We start from the raw sequence: 15,647 nt of genomic DNA, 5'->3' as shown, positions 1-15,647 counted from the left end.
CCTGCTTCCGCCCCCTCCTCCGGTCCCACCCCGAGTCCCGCCCCGAAAGGCACCCGCCGTGCGTACGCTCTGCTCGTCCACGCTGATCGCCGAGGCGATGGTGGTCGGCTTCGCCGCCCTCGTCGCCATGCACCTCTCCGACGTCTCCTCGACGACCCTGTGGACGGTCTGCGGCATCGCCATGGCGGTCTGCGTGCTGCTCTGCGGCGTCATCACCCGTCCGGGCGCGGTCGCGGTCGGCTGGGTGCTGCAGGCGGCCCTGATCGCGTCCGGCGTCGTGGTCGGGATGATGTACGGGCTGGGCGTGGTCTTCGCCGCGCTCTGGTGGGCCTCGGTGCACTACGGCCGCAAGATCGACACCATCAAGGCCGCCCGCGCGCAGACGGCCTGACGTTCGAACGAGTCACCCGCTCGGGTAGGCTCACATCCCAATCCCCACCCCGTTCCCAGCTGCCGTGTCCGACCCACCCCGGAGCCGCTCCATGTCCCAGCGCACCCTTGTCCTCCTGAAGCCCGACGCCACCCGCCGCGGCCTCATCGGCGAGATCATCAGCCGGATCGAGCGCAAGGCGAACTGGACCGTCGCGGCGATGGAGCTGCGCACCCTGGACACCGCCACCCTGGAGAAGCACTACGGCGAGCACGTCGGCAAGCCGTTCTACGGGCCGCTGATGGAGTTCATGGCCTCGGGCCCGGTGGTGGCGCTGATCGTCGAGGGCGAGAGCGTGATCGAGGGCGTCCGCGCGCTGGCCGGGAAGACCGATCCGCTGGCGGCGGGCCCCGGCACCATCCGCGGCGACTACGCCACCATCACCCGGGAGAACCTGATCCACGCCTCGGACTCGGAGGAGTCGGCGGCCCGTGAGATCTCCATCTTCTTCCCGGGATTTTCGCTCGTTTGACGATGTGTCGAACGGGTAGCCGGTTTACTGGAACGTACCATTCCGGAGAACCGCGCAGCCGACATGAGCGTCCCAATAACGGGAAATGTGATCGTCTGCCATGACAATGGCAGTGGCCCGTGGAAGCCTCGACGGTAACCCTCGGTGCCTGCATGGCTACGATGGTGGCCTGTCCTGCGTGTCCCGCCTCCACCCTCGACCTCGGGAAGGCCCCCTATACCCATGGCGAACAACATGTCGTTCATCGGTCGTGACATGGCTGTCGACCTCGGCACCGCCAACACGCTCGTGTACGTCAGGGGTCGCGGGATCGTCCTCAACGAGCCGTCGGTGGTCGCGGTGAACACCCACACCGGCGGCATCCTCGCGGTCGGCTCCGAGGCCAAGAAGATGATCGGCCGCACGCCCGGCAACATCGTCGCCATCCGCCCGCTCAAGGACGGCGTGATCGCCGACTTCGAGATCACCGAGCGGATGCTCCGCTACTTCATCCTCAAGATCCACCGCCGCCGCTACATGGCCCGTCCGCGGGTCGTGGTCTGCGTGCCCAGCGGCATCACCGGGGTCGAGCGCCGCGCCGTGATCGAGGCCTCGCGGCAGGCCGGCGCACGCCAGGTGCACATCATCGAGGAGCCGATGGCCGCCGCCATCGGCGCCGGGCTGCCGGTGCACGAGGCCACCGGCAACATGGTGGTGGACATCGGCGGGGGCACCACCGAGGTCGCCGTGATCTCGCTCGGCGGCATCGTCACCGCGCAGTCCATCCGGGTGGCCGGGGACGAGCTCGACAACGCGATCATCCAGCACATCAAGAAGGAGTACTCACTCCTGCTGGGCGAGCGCAGCGCCGAGAACATCAAGATGACCGTCGGCTCGGCCTACCCGGTCGAGGGCGACGCCGAGGAGCACAGCGAACTCCGCGGGAGGGACCTGGTCAGCGGCCTGCCGAAGACCATCGTGATCTCCGCGGCCGAGGTCCGCCAGGCCATCGAGGAGCCGGTGAACCAGATCATCGACGCCGTCAAGACCACGCTGGACCAGTGCCCGCCGGAACTCGCCGGTGACATCATGGACCGCGGCATCGTTCTCACCGGGGGCGGCGCACTGCTCCGCGGCCTGGACGAGCGGCTCCGCCGGGAGACCGGGATGCCGGTCCACATCGCCGAGGACCCGCTCGACTCGGTCGCCCTCGGCTCCGGCAAGTGCGTCGAGGAGTTCGAGGCGCTGCAGCAGGTCCTGGACTCCCAACCCCGCCGCTGACCCGCCGTCAGGCGCCAAGACCGAAGGGCTCTGCCGAGGACCGTGAGGGACACACGAGAGAGCCGGCTGCTGCTGGTCCTGCTGGTCGCGATCGCTTTCGCGCTGATCACCGTGGACATCCGCGGTGGCGACGACTCCCCGCTGAACGGGCCGAGAAACGTCGCCGCCTCGGTCTTCGGTCCGGTCGAGAGCGGCGTGTCCGGCATGGTCAACCCGGTCGCCGACGCCATGCGCACGCTCCGCGAGTCCGGCACCAGCGGTGACCGGATCCGCTCGCTGGAGCAGCAGAACGCCCAGCTCAAGCAGCAGTTGTCCAGCTCCGACCTGGCCACGGGCCGGGAGGCCGAGCTGGACAAAATGCTCGGCGCCGCCGGGGCCGGCCGCTACACCGTCAAGGCCGCCCAGGTGGTCGCGATCGGCGCGGCCCAGGGCTTCTCCTGGACCGTCACCATCGACATCGGCAGCAACGACGGCATCCAGCGCGACATGACCGTCATCAACGGCGACGGCCTGGTCGGCCGGATCACCACGGTCGGCCCCGGCACCTCCACCGTGCTGCTCGCCAGCGACCCCGGCTTCACGGTCGGGACCCGGATGGAGGGCGACGGCGAGATCGGCTTCGCCACCGGCCAGGGCACCGAGCCGATGCGGGTGGAACTGCTGAACGGCCAGGCCGCGGTCAAGGCGGGGGACCGGATGGTCACCTTCGGCTCGGAGAACGACCGCCCGTTCGTCCCCGGCGTCCCGGTCGGCACGGTGACCAAGGTCGAGGACACGCCGGGCCAGCTGACCCGGACCGTGCTGGTCCGACCCTTCGTCAGCTTCACCCGGCTCGACCTGGTCGGCGTGGTGGTCCAGCCCCCGGCGACCGACCCCCGGTTCGCGCTGCTGCCGCCGCGGCCGACGCCCGCGCCGGCCGCCAAGGCCCCGGCGAAGCCCGCCGCCAAGCCGAAGAAGCCCACGCCCACGGCGACTCCCACGAAGGGGCACTGACATGAGGCTGCACCGCGTCCTGCTCTCGGCCGTCCTGGTCGTGGTCGCCCTGGTGGTCCAGGTCAGCGTGCTGTCCCGGCTCGGCCTGCCCGGCGCGGTGCCGGACCTGCTGCTGCTCGTGGTGATAGGGCTGGCCCTGGTCTACGGGCCGGTCGGCGGCTGCCTGGTCGGCTTCTGCGCCGGGCTGCTGGCCGACCTGGCCCCGCCGTCCGACCACGCGGTGGGCCGGTACGCGCTGGTGCTCTGCGTGCTCGGCTACGGCGCGGGGATGCTGCGCCCCGAGGGCGGCCAGATCCGCTCGGTGCTGCGCCCGCTGCTGGTGGTCGCCGCCGCGGCCTTCACCGCCACCCTGCTGTACGCCGGGGTGGGCGCGCTGGTCGGCGACACCGCGGCCCGGCACGTCGGCATCGTCAGCCTGCTGCTGACCGCCGTGCTCTACGACGTGCTGCTGGCGCCGTTCGTGGTGCCCGCGGTGATGGCGATGGCACGCCGCTCGGTGGCCGAGCCGGTGAGCAGCGGCGGCACCGGCGGCGCCCCGCGCAAGCAGGCCCGTATCCGCGGCGGGCTGAACCGCCGCGGCTCGATCTTCGGTGAGGGCGGCAGCCGCAGCGGGGGAGCGGCCGGGCTCGGCACCGTCCCCGGCTTCGGTCCGCGCGCCAAGGCCGGCAGCAGCGCCAAGAACTGACCCACCTTCATCCCAGACCCCAGGGGCGGGAAGCGATATTCCATGACCAACATCCCGCCGACCGGGCGCAACAGCCGGGTCACCGGACGACTGATCATTCTCCAGGTCCTCGTGCTGTCGCTGCTGGCGACCCTCGGCGGGCGGCTGTGGTACCTGCAGATCCGCGAGGGCCAGCACTACGTGAACCAGGCCTCGTCCAACCACATCAGAACCGTGCTGGTCCCGGCCGTGCGCGGGGAGATCCTGGACGCCAACGGGGTCGCCCTCGCCGACAACGCCACCAAACTGGTGGTCTCGGTCAGCCGCACCTCGCTGCTGCAGCAGAAGGACGGCGGCACGGCGGTGCTGGACCGCCTCGCCCAGGTGCTCGGGCTGCCCGCGACCGAGGTGCACGACAAGGTCCGGCTGTGCGACGCGAAGACCCCGCAGCCGTGCTGGAACGGTTCGCCGTACCAGCCGATCCCGGTGACCGACAAGGCCACCACGCAGCAGGCGATGCAGATCATGGAGCGCAGCGAGGACTTCCCCGGGGTCACCGCCGACCCCACCGCGGTCCGCCAGTACCCGGGCCCGGACGGCGTCAACGCGGCCCAGGAGCTGGGCTACCTCTCCCCGGTCACCCAGGACGAGATCGACGCCGCCACCGGCCCTGACGGCAAGTCGGCCTACGCCCCGGCCGACCAGATCGGCCGCTCCGGCCTGGAGTCGGTGTACGACAGCGCGCTGCGCGGCAAGCCGGGCACCACCGACCTGGAGGTGGACAACCTCGGCCGGGTGATGGGCACCGCCGGCGGCACCGCGGAGGTCCCCGGCGACGACGTGGTGACCAGCATCGACGCCAGGATCCAGGGCATCGCCGAGAAGCAGCTGCAGCAGGCGATGCTGACCCTGCGGAAGAGCTACGACCCGGTCAGCCACGAGAACTTCAAGGCCGACTCCGGCGCGGTGGTGGTCATGGACGTGCACACCGGCCGGGTGATCGCCATGGCCAGCGCCCCGACCTTCGACCCCAACGTCTGGACCGGCGGGATCTCCTCCAAGGACTACGCGGCGCTGACCAGCACCAAGTCCGACTACCCGCTGCTGAACCGGGCCATACAGGGTCAGAGCGCCCCGGGTTCGACGTTCAAGGTGGTCACCACCTCCGGCGCGATCAACGCGGGCTACACCTACAGCGACACCTTCCCCTGCACCTCGGCGATGACCATCGGCGGGCGGGTGTTCAAGAACTTCGAGGGCGAGAACTACGGCATGATCGACATCTCCAAGGCGTTGGAGGTGTCCTGCGACACGGTCTTCTACAACATCGCCTACCAGCAGTGGCTCAAGGACGGCGGCACCAAGCCGAAGAAGCCCAACGACTGGCTCTACAAGGCGGCGCACGCCTTCGGCCTGGGCCAGAAGACCGGGATCGACCTGCCCAGCGAGGTGCCCGGACGGGTCCCGGACCGGGCCTGGCACCAGGCGTACTACGACGCCATGAAGGACACCTGGTGCAAGCAGGCCAAGAGCGGCAAGAACGACTACGCCACCGAGATCGCCAAGGAGGACTGCGTCGACTTCGCCACCCTGCGCGCCGGTGACGAGGTCAACTACGCCATCGGGCAGGGCGACACCCTGGTCACCCCGATCCAGATGGCCCGGATCTACTCCGCCCTGGCCAACGGCGGCACCCTCTACCAGCCGCAGATCGCCAAGGCCGTGGTCTCCCCGTCCGGAAAGGTCGTCAAGGACATGGCCCCGGTGGTCCAGGGCAAGCTCCCGGACAGCCAGCGGACGCTGCAGTACATCGACCAGGCCACCGCCAACGTCATCACCCAGGGCACCGCCGCCTGGAAGTTCGAGGGCTGGCCGCAGAACCAGGTCCAGCTGCACGCCAAGACCGGTACCGCCGAGGTCGTCGGCAAGCAGAGCACGTCCTGGTTCGACACCTACACCAAGGACTACGCGATCGTGATGACCATCTCCCAGGGCGGCACCGGCTCCGGCGGCTCGGGACCGGCCGTCCGCAACATCTACAACGCGCTCTACGGCATCCAGGCGAACAACACCATCGACCCCAAGAAGGCGCTGCTGCCGACCCCGCAGAAGTCGCTGCCGGCCTTCAACCCGGACGGCTCGGTGGTCCAGCGGGCCGGCTTCGACGGGACCGTGGCCGGGCCGGTGCTTGCCGCCCCGGTGCAGCCCGCGGCGCTGCTGACCGCCCCCGCGGCGCCGGGCGCCGCGCTCGCGCCGGTGACCGCCTTCGCCCTCGCCCCGGAGCAGCGGAGGTTCATCGCATGACCGGCTACACCGGGATCGGCGCCCAGTACCGCGCACCCCGCTACGCCCCGCAGCGCAGCACCCTCGGGCGGCTGTTCTCCCGGGAGTCGCCGCTGCGCCGGATGGACTGGCTGCTGGTGCTGGCCGCGCTCGCGCTGTCCGGCGTGGGCTCGCTGCTGGTCTGGTCGGCCACCCGCAGCCGCACCGAGATCAACCACGGCGACCCGCAGTACTTCCTGGTCCGGCACCTGCTGAACCTGGCGATCGGGGTCGGCCTGTGCGTCGCGGTGGTGCTGACCGGGCACCACCGGCTGCGCACCGCCGCGCCGTTCCTGTACATCCTGGCCGTGCTCGGCGTGCTGGCCGTGCTCAGCCCGCTGGGCTCGACCGTCAACGGCGCGCACTCCTGGATCGTGCTCGGCGGCGGCTTCTCGGTGCAGCCGTCCGAGTTCTGCAAGATCGCGATCATCCTCGGCATGGCGACCATGCTGTCGGCCCGGGTGGACGCGGGGGAGCTGACCCATCCGGACAACCGCTCCATCGCCCGGTCGCTGGCCCTGGCCGCGGTGCCGATCGGGATCATCCTGCTGATGCCGGACCTCGGCTCCACCATGGTCATGGTGGTGATCATCCTGGCCGTGCTGATGGCCTCGGGCGCCCCGAAGCGCTGGCTGTTCGGGCTGATCGTGGTCGGCACCGCGGGCGCCTTCGCGGTGGTCCAGCTGCACCTGCTGAAGCAGTACCAGATCGCCCGCTTCGCGGCCTTCGCCGACCCGGGCCTGGACCCGGCCGGGGTCGGCTACAACACCGCCCAGGCCCGGATCGCCATCGGCTCCGGCGGCCTGCTCGGCAAGGGCCTGTTCCACGGCACGCAGACCACCGGCCAGTTCGTCCCCGAGCAGCAGACCGACTTCGTCTTCACCGTCGCGGGCGAGGAGCTGGGCTTCGTCGGCGCGGCCCTGATCATCCTGCTGCTCGGCGTCATCCTCTGGCGTGCCTGCCGGATCGCCCGGCTGGCCTCCGACCTCTACAGCACCGTCGTCGCGGCCGGGGTGGTCGCCTGGTTCGGCTTCCAGGCCTTCGAGAACATCGGGATGACCCTCGGCATCATGCCGGTGGCCGGCATCCCGCTGCCCTTCGTCAGCTACGGCGGCTCCTCGATGTTCGCCATCTGGATCGGCATCGGCCTGCTCCAGTCGGTGAAGATGCAACGCACCCTCGGCGCCTGAGCGGTCGGAGGTCCGACCCGGGGCGCGTTATCCTGAGGGGTCCGACCTGCGTCCACACCGAAAGTCCTCCTCTATGTCTGTCGAGTCGGTCTTCCCGCGCCTGGAGGCCCTCCTCCCGCACGTCCAGAAGCCGATCCAGTACGTCGGCGGCGAGCTGAACTCCACCGTCAAGGACTGGGACGCCTGCGACGTCCGCTGGGCCCTGATGTACCCGGACGCCTACGAGGTCGGGCTGCCCAACCAGGGCGTCATGATCCTCTACGAGGTGCTGAACGAGCGCGAGGGCGTCCTCGCCGAGCGCACCTACAGCGTCTGGCCGGACCTGGAGGCGCTGATGCGGGAGCACGGCGTCCCGCAGTTCACCGTGGACGCGCACCGCCCGGTGAAGGCCTTCGACGTGTTCGGGCTGAGCTTCTCCACCGAGCTGGGCTACACCAACATGCTCACCGCGCTGGACCTGGCCGGCATCCCGCTGATGGCCGCGGACCGCACCGTCGACGACCCGATCGTGCTGGCCGGCGGCCACGCCGCGTTCAACCCGGAGCCGATCGCGGACTTCCTGGACGCGGCCGTGGTCGGCGACGGCGAGCAGGCCGTGCTGGACATGACCGAGATCATCCGGGCCTGGAAGGCCGAGGGCCGCCCCGGCCTGGACGGCCGCACCCCGCGCGACGAGCTGCTGTTCCGGCTGGCCCGGACCGGCGGCTTCTACGTGCCCAAGTTCTACGACGTCGAGTACCTGCCGGACGGCCGGATCGGCCGGGTCGTGCCCAACCTCTCCGGCGTGCCGTGGCGGGTGTCCAAGCACACCGTGATGGACCTGGACGAGTGGCCCTACCCCAAGCAGCCGCTGGTCCCGCTGGCCGAGACGGTGCACGAGCGGATGTCGGTGGAGATCTTCCGCGGCTGCACCCGCGGCTGCCGCTTCTGCCAGGCCGGGATGATCACCCGTCCGGTCCGCGAGCGCAGCATCACCGGCATCGGCGAGATGGTCGACCGCGGGCTGAAGGCCACCGGCTTCGAGGAGGTCGGCCTGCTGTCGCTGTCCTCCGCCGACCACACCGAGATCGCCGACATCGCCAAGGGCCTCGCCGACCGTTACCAGGAGGACAAGGTCGGCCTGTCGCTGCCGTCCACCCGGGTCGACGCCTTCAACATCGACCTGGCCAACGAGCTGACCCGGAACGGCCGCCGCTCCGGGCTGACCTTCGCCCCCGAGGGCGGCAGCGAGCGGATCCGCAAGGTGATCAACAAGATGGTGTCCGAGGAGGACCTCATCCGCACCGTCGCCGCCGCGTACGGCAACGGCTGGCGGCAGGTGAAGCTGTACTTCATGGTCGGCCTCCCCACCGAGACCGACGAGGACGTGCTGCAGATCGCCACCATGGCGAAGAACGTGATCCAGAAGGGCCGCGAGGTCACCGGCCAGAACGACATCCGCTGCACGGTGTCCATCGGCGGCTTCGTGCCCAAGCCGCACACCCCGTTCCAGTGGGCCCCGCAGCTCGGCGTCGAGGAGACCGACGCCCGGCTGCTGAAGCTGCGCGACGCCATCCGCAACGACAAGAAGTACGGCCGCAACATCGGCTACCGCTACCACGACGGCAAGCCCGGCATCGTCGAGGGCCTGCTGTCCCGCGGCGACCGCCGGATCGGCAAGGTCATCCGCGCGGTCTACGAGGACGGCGGACGCTTCGACGGCTGGCGTGAGCACTTCTCCTACGACCGCTGGATGCGCGCCGCGGAGAAGGGCCTGGCCGGCACCGGCGTCGACGTCGCCTGGTACACCACCCGCGAACGCCAGTACGAGGAGGTCCTGCCCTGGGACCACCTGGACTCCGGCCTGGACAAGGACTGGCTCTGGGAGGACTGGCAGGACTCGCTGGAGGAGGTCGAGGTGGACGACTGCCGCTGGACCCCCTGCTTCGACTGCGGCGTCTGCCCGCAGATGGACACCCAGATCCAGATCGGCCCGACCGGCGTCAAGCTGCTGCCGCTGACCGTCGTCAAGTAGCCGACACCGCGTCAGACCTGGCTCTGCCGCCCGGAATACCGGGCGGCAGAGCCGTGTTGCAAGCACAGCCGTGTTCCCACTGGTGCCCTAGCAGGCGCAGAGGCAGAACGGGTGCCCGTCCGGGTCGGCGAAGACCCGCCAGGTCTTGCTGCCGGACCAGTCCTCCAGCAGGGTCGCGCCCAGCGCCAGCACCCGGCGCTGGCCTTCGTCCAGGTCGGTGACGCCGATGTCCAGGTGGGCCTGCTGCGGCTGGTCTGGGTTCGGCCAGGTCGGCGCGCGGTAGTCGTCCACCCGCTGGAAGGCCAGGCCGGGGCTGGAGTCGCCGACCAGGTCCACCCACTCGTTGCTGCCGTCCTCGTCCTCCACCTTGCCGCCGACCAGTTCGGCGTAGAACCCGGCCAGCGCGGTCGGGTCGGGACAGTCCAGTGCGAACGTCTTCAGCGTGCCGATCATGCCTCTGCCTCCGTTGTGTGCGTTCGTGGCCCCATCGGACCCGCGTACCCTGGGAGCAGTACCGCTACACACCCCTACTCCCTAAGGACTGAGCGCCCTGGCACGCCGCACGCCCGACGGTCCTCCCCCCGCCCCGGTGGTCCAGCGCATCCGACTGCGCTACACCAAGCGCGGCCGTCTGCGCTTCACCAGCCACCGCGACTTCCAGCGGGCCCTGGAGCGCGCCCTGCGCCGCTCCGCCGTCCCCATGGCGTACTCGGCGGGCTTCTCGCCGCACCCCAGGATCAGCTTCGCCAACGCCGCCCCCACCGGCTCCGCCAGCGAGGCCGAGTACGTCGAGCTGGCCCTCAGCGCCCCGCGCGACCCCGAGCTGCTGCGGGCGCAGCTGGACGAGTCGCTGCCGCCCGGCCTCGACGTGGTCGACGCGGTCGAGGTGCGCACCCCCAACTTCGTGGAGCGGCTGGAGGCCTCGGTCTGGGAGCTGCGGCTGAGCGGTGTGGAGCCGGCCGCGGCGTCCGCCGCGGTGGCCGCGTTCCTCGCCGCCGAGGCGGTCGAGGTCCAGCGGGAGACCAAGAACGGCGTGCGCACATTCGACGCGCGCGGGGCCGTGGTGGCTCTTGAGGTGGTCGAATCGCAGGTCGCCGCAGGTGCGGACGGCCCCGTCGAAAGTAGTACCGATATCGCCGCAGGCCGCGCTTGTGCGATACTGCGGCTGGTTGTTCGGCACGCCACACCCGCCGTCCGACCCGATGACGTCCTGTCCGGTCTCCTGGTGACGGCCGACCTGGCGCTGCCGGTCCCCGCTGGGGCGACCAGGCTGGCGCAGGGGCCGCTAGACCAGGAGTCCGGTGCGGTGACCGACCCGTTCGCGCCCGACCGCGGCGCGGCACCGGCCCTCCCATCCGAGGCGGCCGAGCCGCAGCCCGTGTAGGCAGCGGCGGCCGGTCAGGCCCGCGCCCTGCACCACCGGTGCATCGCGGCTCCGTCGTCGGCGCCCGTCCAGGGCCCCTGGGAGCCACCCGGGGCCCGGACAAGACTGGCTCGAAAACCCAAGACTTTTCGGCGTACCGCGCAGCGGAGCGTCGATCGACATACGCAAGCCCCTGTGCGGCGCCCGCTGAGAAGCGCGGCGCCCGGGGGCATGAACGGGAGAAACCCCCGGATGCCCGATATCAACGAACAGAACGAACAGAGCAGCGCGCAGGGCGCCGAGGCGCCCGCGGAGGGTGCGGCCCCCAAGGCCGCCCCGCGCCGCCGCCGCGCCGCGAGCCGTCCCGCGGGGCCCCCGCAGGGCGAGGACGCCGCGGGCTCGCCTGCGGCTGAGGCCGCTGCCGCGGTCGCGCCCGCCGCTGAGGCCGCCCCTGCCGTTGAGGCGGTTGCGGCCGAGCCGGTGAAGCGCGCTCGCCGTACCCGCAAGAAGGCCGAGCCGGTCGCCGAGAGCGCGGTCGTGGAGACGCCCGCCGCGGAGGCCCCGGCTGCGGCCCCGGTCGCCGAGGTCCAGGCTGTCGAGGCCCCGGCCGCTGCCGAGCCCGCCGCTGAGGCGGTTGCCGCCGAGCCGGTGAAGCGCGCTCGCCGTACCCGTAAGAAGGCCGAGCCGGTGCAGACCGCGATCGAGCTGCCCGAGCCGCCCGCCCCGGTGGAGCCGCAGGTCGAGGAGGAGCCGGAGGAGGAGACCCCGGTCGCCGCCGAGCCCGCTCCGGCCGCCGAGCCCGCCCCGGTCGTCGCCGAGGAGCCCGCGCCGCGGTCCCGCCGCCGCGCGGTCCGGCCGTCCACCGCCGTGTTCCAGGCGCCGGTGTTCCAGGAGCCGGCCGAGATCGTGGTCGCCTCCCGTTCCGCCGCCCCGGCCGCGGCGTTCACCCCGCCGGCCGCGTTCACCCCGCCGAGCAACACCCCGGCGGCCGAGCAGGGCGAGCCCGAGGACGGCCGCCGCCGCAACCGCCGCCGGGCCACCGCGCCGGTCGCGGCCCCGGCCGCGGACAGCGCCCCGGCCGTCGTCGCCGAGCCGCCCGCGACCGAGTCGGCCCCCGCCCGCCGCACCCGGTCCTCCGCGCCCGCCGCGCCGACCGCGCCCGCGGTGTTCCAGCTCTCCACCGGCCGCGCGCCGCTCGGCACCGAGCCGCCGGCCCCGGTCCGGGCCGCCGCCCCGGCCCCGGCCGAGCCCGCCGCCGACGTCCCGGACGAGGACGACGCGCCCACCGGCCGCCGCCGCAACCGCCGCCGCGCGGTCTCCCAGGCCCCCGCCTTCACCGCCCCGCAGCCGGTCGAGCCGGAGGAACTGGACGAGGAGCTCGACGACGCCGCCGACGAGGCCGACGGCACGCAGCACGCCCAGGACGGCTACGCCGACGACGAGGGCCGTCCCTCGCGCCGCCGCCGCCGCGGTGGCCGCCGTCGCCGCCGTGGCGAGGGCGACGACGCCGAGGCCCCCGCCGAGCAGGCCGCCCAGTCGGCCGAGGCAGCCGGGGCCGATGAGGACGACGAGGAGGAGGACGACGACCTCGGCGAGGCGCTGTCCGCGTCCAGCCGTCGGCGTCGCCGCCGTCGCCGTCGCAGCGGTGACGGCGGGTCCGAGGGCGAGGCCGCCGCGTCGACCGACGACCCCGAGCGCACCGTGGTGAAGGTCCGCGAGCCGCGCCGCCGTGCCTCCGGCGGCGGCGCCGCGGCTGACGCCCCGTTCGATCCGGACGAGGTGCAGTCGATCAAGGGCTCCACCCGTCTTGAGGCGAAGAAGCAGCGCCGCCGCGAGGGCCGCGAGCAGGGCCGCCGCCGGGTCCCGATCATCACCGAGGCCGAGTTCCTGGCCCGCCGCGAGGCGGTGGAGCGGGTCATGGTGGTGCGTCAGCAGGGCGAGCGCACCCAGATCGGCGTGCTTGAGGACAACGTGCTGGTCGAGCACTACGTCAACAAGGAGCAGGCCACCTCGTACGTCGGCAACGTCTACCTGGGCAAGGTCCAGAACGTGCTGCCGTCGATGGAGGCCGCCTTCATCGACATCGGCAAGGGCCGCAACGCGGTGCTCTACGCCGGTGAGGTCAACTTCGCCTCGTTCGGCTCCAAGGGCGGCGCGCGCCGGATCGAGTCGGTGCTGAAGTCCGGCCAGTCCGTGCTGGTGCAGGTCTCCAAGGACCCGATCGGCCACAAGGGCGCCCGGCTGACCAGCCAGATCTCACTGCCCGGCCGCTACCTGGTGTACGTGCCCGAGGGCTCGATGACCGGGATCAGCCGCAAGCTGCCGGACACCGAGCGGGCCCGGCTGAAGAACATCCTCAAGAAGATCGTCCCGGACGACGCGGGCGTGATCGTGCGCACCGCCGCCGAGGGCGCGTCCGAGGAGGAGCTGACCCGCGACGTCCAGCGGCTGCAGCAGCAGTGGGAGGACATCCAGAAGAAGGTCAGCAGCGGCAACGCGCCGACCCTGCTCTACGGCGAGCCGGACATGACCGTCCGGGTGGTCCGCGACATCTTCAACGAGGACTTCACCAAGGTCGTCGTCTCCGGCGACACCGCCTGGTCGACCATCCAGGAGTACGTGGCCGGGGTCGCCCCCGACCTGGTGCCCCGGCTCACCCGGTGGACCTCCGAGGTGGACGTCTTCGCCACCTACCGGATCGACGAGCAGCTGATGAAGGCGCTGGACCGCAAGGTCTGGCTGCCCAGCGGCGGTTCGCTGGTGATCGACAAGACCGAGGCCATGATCGTGGTCGACGTCAACACCGGGAAGTTCACCGGCCAGGGCGGCAACCTGGAGGAGACGGTCACCCGGAACAACATCGAGGCGGCCGAGGAGATCGTGCGCCAGCTGCGGCTGCGCGACCTCGGCGGCATCATCGTGATCGACTTCATCGACATGGTGCTGGAGTCCAACCGGGACCTGGTGCTGCGCCGGCTGCTGGAGTGCCTGGGCCGGGACCGGACCAAGCACCAGGTGGCCGAGGTCACCTCGCTCGGCCTGGTGCAGATGACCCGCAAGCGGGTCGGCCAGGGCCTGCTGGAGTCCTTCTCGGAGACCTGCGTGCACTGCAACGGGCGCGGCGTCATCGTGCACATGGAGCAGGCCCCGCCGGTGCCCAAGGGCTTCTCCGGGCCGATGGGCGAGGAGTCCTTCGCCGGGGAGGCGGTCGAGGGCGGCGGCGGTGGCGGGAGCAAGCGCCGTCGTCGCGGTCGCGGCGGCGACGCCCAGGCCGAGTCGCACACCCACGAGCACGACCACGGCGGCGAGGAGAGCCTGGACGAGTTGGCGCAGCAGGTCGTCTCGCACGGGCTGACCGCGGAGGAGGTCGAGGACCTGGAGATCACCGGTCCGGAGACCCCGGTCGAGGCCGTCACCGCCGAGGCCGTCGTGGTCGCGGAGCCGGTCGCCGCCCCGGCCGCCCCGGCTCCGCTGGACGCCGCGGTGCAGGCCGAGGCCGAGGAACTGGCCGAGGCCATGATCGAGTCCTCGGCCCGTCCGGCGCGGACGCGCCGTCGCGCGGTCCGCAAGGCCACCTCGCCCGCGGGCCCGCCCGCGGCGCAGGAGGCCGCGGTGCTGGTCGTCCCGTCCACCGCACCGGCCGCCGCCGAGGCCCCGGTGGCCGAGGCTGTCGCCGCCGAGGCCCCCGCCGCCGAGGTCGCGCCGACCGAGCCGGTCACCGCCGAGCCTGTCGCCGCCGAGGCCGAGGCCCCGGTCGAGGAGGCCGCCCCGGCGAAGGCTCCGCGCAAGCGGGCTCCGCGCAAGACCGCTGCCAAGAAGGCCACCGCCGCGCAGCCGGAGGGCGAGCCCGCCGCTGCCGAGGCGACCGGTGCAGCGACCGGCGAGGCGGCTGCCGAGGCTCCGGCCCCGGCGAAGAAGGCCGCTGCCAAGAAGACCGCGACCAAGAAGGCCGCGGCGAAGAAGGCCCCGGCCAAGCGGGTCGCCAAGAAGGCCGCAGCCACCGAGGCCGCGGCCGAGTAGCACAGGCCGAGCAGTACCGGCCGCGCAGCAGCCGCAGGCGCCGTCCACGGCGGCCCGTCCCGCACCGTGCGGGGCGGGCCGCCGTGCTTTCCTGCCGGTCGGGCCGGTGCGACCCGTCCCACCTGGGCTGGTTTGACCCGCAGGCCGTGCTTCCGTAGCCTTGACCCTCGGTGCAAATTTGCATTCTGCAATGTCGCACTTGCTCCTGAGCACACACCCTCCCGGTTCGAGGCGTCAGCCTCACCTCACCGGGGGAGGCCGCCCGCCGTTTTCGCTGCGGGAAGGCTGGCGTCAGGAGTTCCGTCCTAGTGGAGAGTGGGTTCGCGGTGTACGCGATCGTGCGTAGCGGCGGTCGGCAGCACAAGGTTGCCGTCGGCGATGTTTTCGAGTCCGACAAGGTCGACGCCAAGGTCGGCGAGACCGTCGAGCTTTCGACGATCCTGATCGTCGACGGTGAGGCCGTCACCAGCGACCCCTGGGTCCTGGCCGGTGTGAAGGTTCGCGCCGAGGTGGTCGACCACCACAAGGGCGAGAAGATCAACATCATGAAGTACAAGAACAAGACCGGTTACCGCAAGCGCATGGGCCACCGTCAGCGCCACACCGCGCTCCGCGTGACCAGCATCGACTCGGCGAAGTAAGGGGAGGCGGAAATGGCTCACAAGAAGGGCGCAAGCTCTACTCGTAACGGTCGTGACTCGAACGCTCAGCGCCTCGGCGTGAAGCGCTTCGGCGGCCAGAAGGTCAACGCCGGCGAGATCCTCGTCCGCCAGCGCGGCACCCACTTCCACCCGGGTTCCGGCGTCGGCCGTGGCGGCGACGACACCCTGTTCGCGCTCAACGCCGGTGCGGTCGAGTTCGGCACGCACCGCGGCCGTCGCGTCGTGAACATCGTGCCGGTTGCCTGATCCAGGCAAAA

At 71.7% G+C, this 15,647-nt stretch carries 13 protein-coding genes; 12 read left to right on the top strand and 1 reads right to left on the bottom strand.

The features are described from left to right. The first annotated feature begins 58 nt into the window (after positions 1-58). The 8 genes from ACEZDE_RS07590 (at position 59) to ACEZDE_RS07555 (ending at position 9,345) form a co-directional block, all read left to right on the top strand. Entirely contained in the window at positions 59-391 is a 333-nt protein-coding gene (locus ACEZDE_RS07590; protein ID WP_380533773.1) for a DUF4233 domain-containing protein, read from the top strand. A gap of 91 nt (positions 392-482) precedes the next feature. Next, on the top strand, positions 483-902 hold the full coding sequence (gene ndk, locus ACEZDE_RS07585; protein ID WP_380533771.1) for a nucleoside-diphosphate kinase: 420 nt from the start codon (positions 483-485) through the stop codon (positions 900-902). A 234-nt stretch (positions 903-1,136) separates the two neighbouring features. Continuing rightward, positions 1,137-2,162, top strand: a complete 1,026-nt coding sequence (locus ACEZDE_RS07580) for a rod shape-determining protein (RefSeq protein ID WP_380533984.1) — start codon at positions 1,137-1,139, stop codon at positions 2,160-2,162. A 42-nt stretch (positions 2,163-2,204) separates the two neighbouring features. Continuing rightward, positions 2,205-3,155, top strand: a complete 951-nt coding sequence (gene mreC, locus ACEZDE_RS07575) for a rod shape-determining protein MreC (protein WP_380533769.1) — start codon at positions 2,205-2,207, stop codon at positions 3,153-3,155. A 1-nt stretch (position 3,156) separates the two neighbouring features. Then, positions 3,157-3,840: a rod shape-determining protein MreD gene (gene mreD, locus ACEZDE_RS07570; RefSeq protein ID WP_380533767.1), complete on the top strand. Its 684-nt coding sequence runs from the start codon at positions 3,157-3,159 to the stop codon at positions 3,838-3,840. 42 nt (positions 3,841-3,882) lie between these two features. Next, entirely contained in the window at positions 3,883-6,123 is a 2,241-nt protein-coding gene (mrdA, locus tag ACEZDE_RS07565; RefSeq protein WP_380533765.1) for a penicillin-binding protein 2, read from the top strand. After that, on the top strand, positions 6,120-7,331 hold the full coding sequence (gene rodA, locus ACEZDE_RS07560) for a rod shape-determining protein RodA (protein WP_380533763.1): 1,212 nt from the start codon (positions 6,120-6,122) through the stop codon (positions 7,329-7,331). Before mrdA ends, rodA begins: the two co-directional genes overlap by 4 nt. A gap of 73 nt (positions 7,332-7,404) precedes the next feature. Beyond that, complete coding sequence (locus ACEZDE_RS07555; RefSeq protein ID WP_380533761.1) at positions 7,405-9,345, top strand: TIGR03960 family B12-binding radical SAM protein; 1,941 nt, start codon at positions 7,405-7,407, stop codon at positions 9,343-9,345. An 87-nt stretch (positions 9,346-9,432) separates the two neighbouring features. Here ACEZDE_RS07555 and ACEZDE_RS07550 read toward each other — a convergent pair whose 3' ends face one another. Further along, positions 9,433-9,798, bottom strand: a complete 366-nt coding sequence (locus tag ACEZDE_RS07550; protein ID WP_380533759.1) for a VOC family protein — start codon at positions 9,796-9,798, stop codon at positions 9,433-9,435. Positions 9,799-9,934: 136 nt separating this feature from the next. On the opposite strand from ACEZDE_RS07550, the gene ACEZDE_RS07545 reads away from it, so the two are divergent. The 4 genes from ACEZDE_RS07545 (at position 9,935) to rpmA (ending at position 15,636) form a co-directional block, all read left to right on the top strand. Continuing rightward, positions 9,935-10,729 (top strand): TIGR03936 family radical SAM-associated protein, encoded by a 795-nt coding sequence (locus tag ACEZDE_RS07545; RefSeq protein ID WP_380533757.1) that lies wholly within the window; start codon positions 9,935-9,937, stop codon positions 10,727-10,729. Between the two features lie 231 nt (positions 10,730-10,960). After that, the gene (locus ACEZDE_RS07540; protein ID WP_380533755.1) at positions 10,961-14,728 is read left to right on the top strand and encodes an Rne/Rng family ribonuclease; all 3,768 of its coding nucleotides are present in this window, start codon (positions 10,961-10,963) and stop codon (positions 14,726-14,728) included. A 326-nt stretch (positions 14,729-15,054) separates the two neighbouring features. After that, the gene (gene rplU, locus ACEZDE_RS07535) at positions 15,055-15,369 is read left to right on the top strand and encodes a 50S ribosomal protein L21 (protein ID WP_380506924.1); all 315 of its coding nucleotides are present in this window, start codon (positions 15,055-15,057) and stop codon (positions 15,367-15,369) included. 12 nt (positions 15,370-15,381) lie between these two features. Then, positions 15,382-15,636, top strand: coding sequence for a 50S ribosomal protein L27 (gene rpmA, locus ACEZDE_RS07530; protein WP_030250668.1), 255 nt, complete (start codon positions 15,382-15,384; stop codon positions 15,634-15,636). The last annotated feature ends 11 nt before the right edge of the window (positions 15,637-15,647 follow it).

The sequence above is a fragment of the Streptacidiphilus cavernicola genome (genome assembly GCF_042510955.1).
In the GTDB taxonomy this organism is placed as follows: Bacteria; Actinomycetota; Actinomycetes; order Streptomycetales; family Streptomycetaceae; genus Streptacidiphilus; species Streptacidiphilus cavernicola.
Note: the sequence above shows the minus strand (reverse complement) of the source record. Positions and strands in the feature narration are given on the sequence as shown.

Coding starts and splice junctions, on each gene's coding strand:
- mrdA (WP_380533765.1), top strand. CDS start 3,883: ATGACCAACATCCCGCCGACCGGGCGCAACAGCCGGGTCACCGGACGA.
- mreD (WP_380533767.1), top strand. CDS start 3,157: ATGAGGCTGCACCGCGTCCTGCTCTCGGCCGTCCTGGTCGTGGTCGCC.
- ACEZDE_RS07580 (WP_380533984.1), top strand. CDS start 1,137: ATGTCGTTCATCGGTCGTGACATGGCTGTCGACCTCGGCACCGCCAAC.
- ACEZDE_RS07550 (WP_380533759.1), bottom strand. CDS start 9,798: ATGATCGGCACGCTGAAGACGTTCGCACTGGACTGTCCCGACCCGACC.
- rpmA (WP_030250668.1), top strand. CDS start 15,382: ATGGCTCACAAGAAGGGCGCAAGCTCTACTCGTAACGGTCGTGACTCG.
- ACEZDE_RS07555 (WP_380533761.1), top strand. CDS start 7,405: ATGTCTGTCGAGTCGGTCTTCCCGCGCCTGGAGGCCCTCCTCCCGCAC.
- rodA (WP_380533763.1), top strand. CDS start 6,120: ATGACCGGCTACACCGGGATCGGCGCCCAGTACCGCGCACCCCGCTAC.
- ndk (WP_380533771.1), top strand. CDS start 483: ATGTCCCAGCGCACCCTTGTCCTCCTGAAGCCCGACGCCACCCGCCGC.
- ACEZDE_RS07540 (WP_380533755.1), top strand. CDS start 10,961: ATGCCCGATATCAACGAACAGAACGAACAGAGCAGCGCGCAGGGCGCC.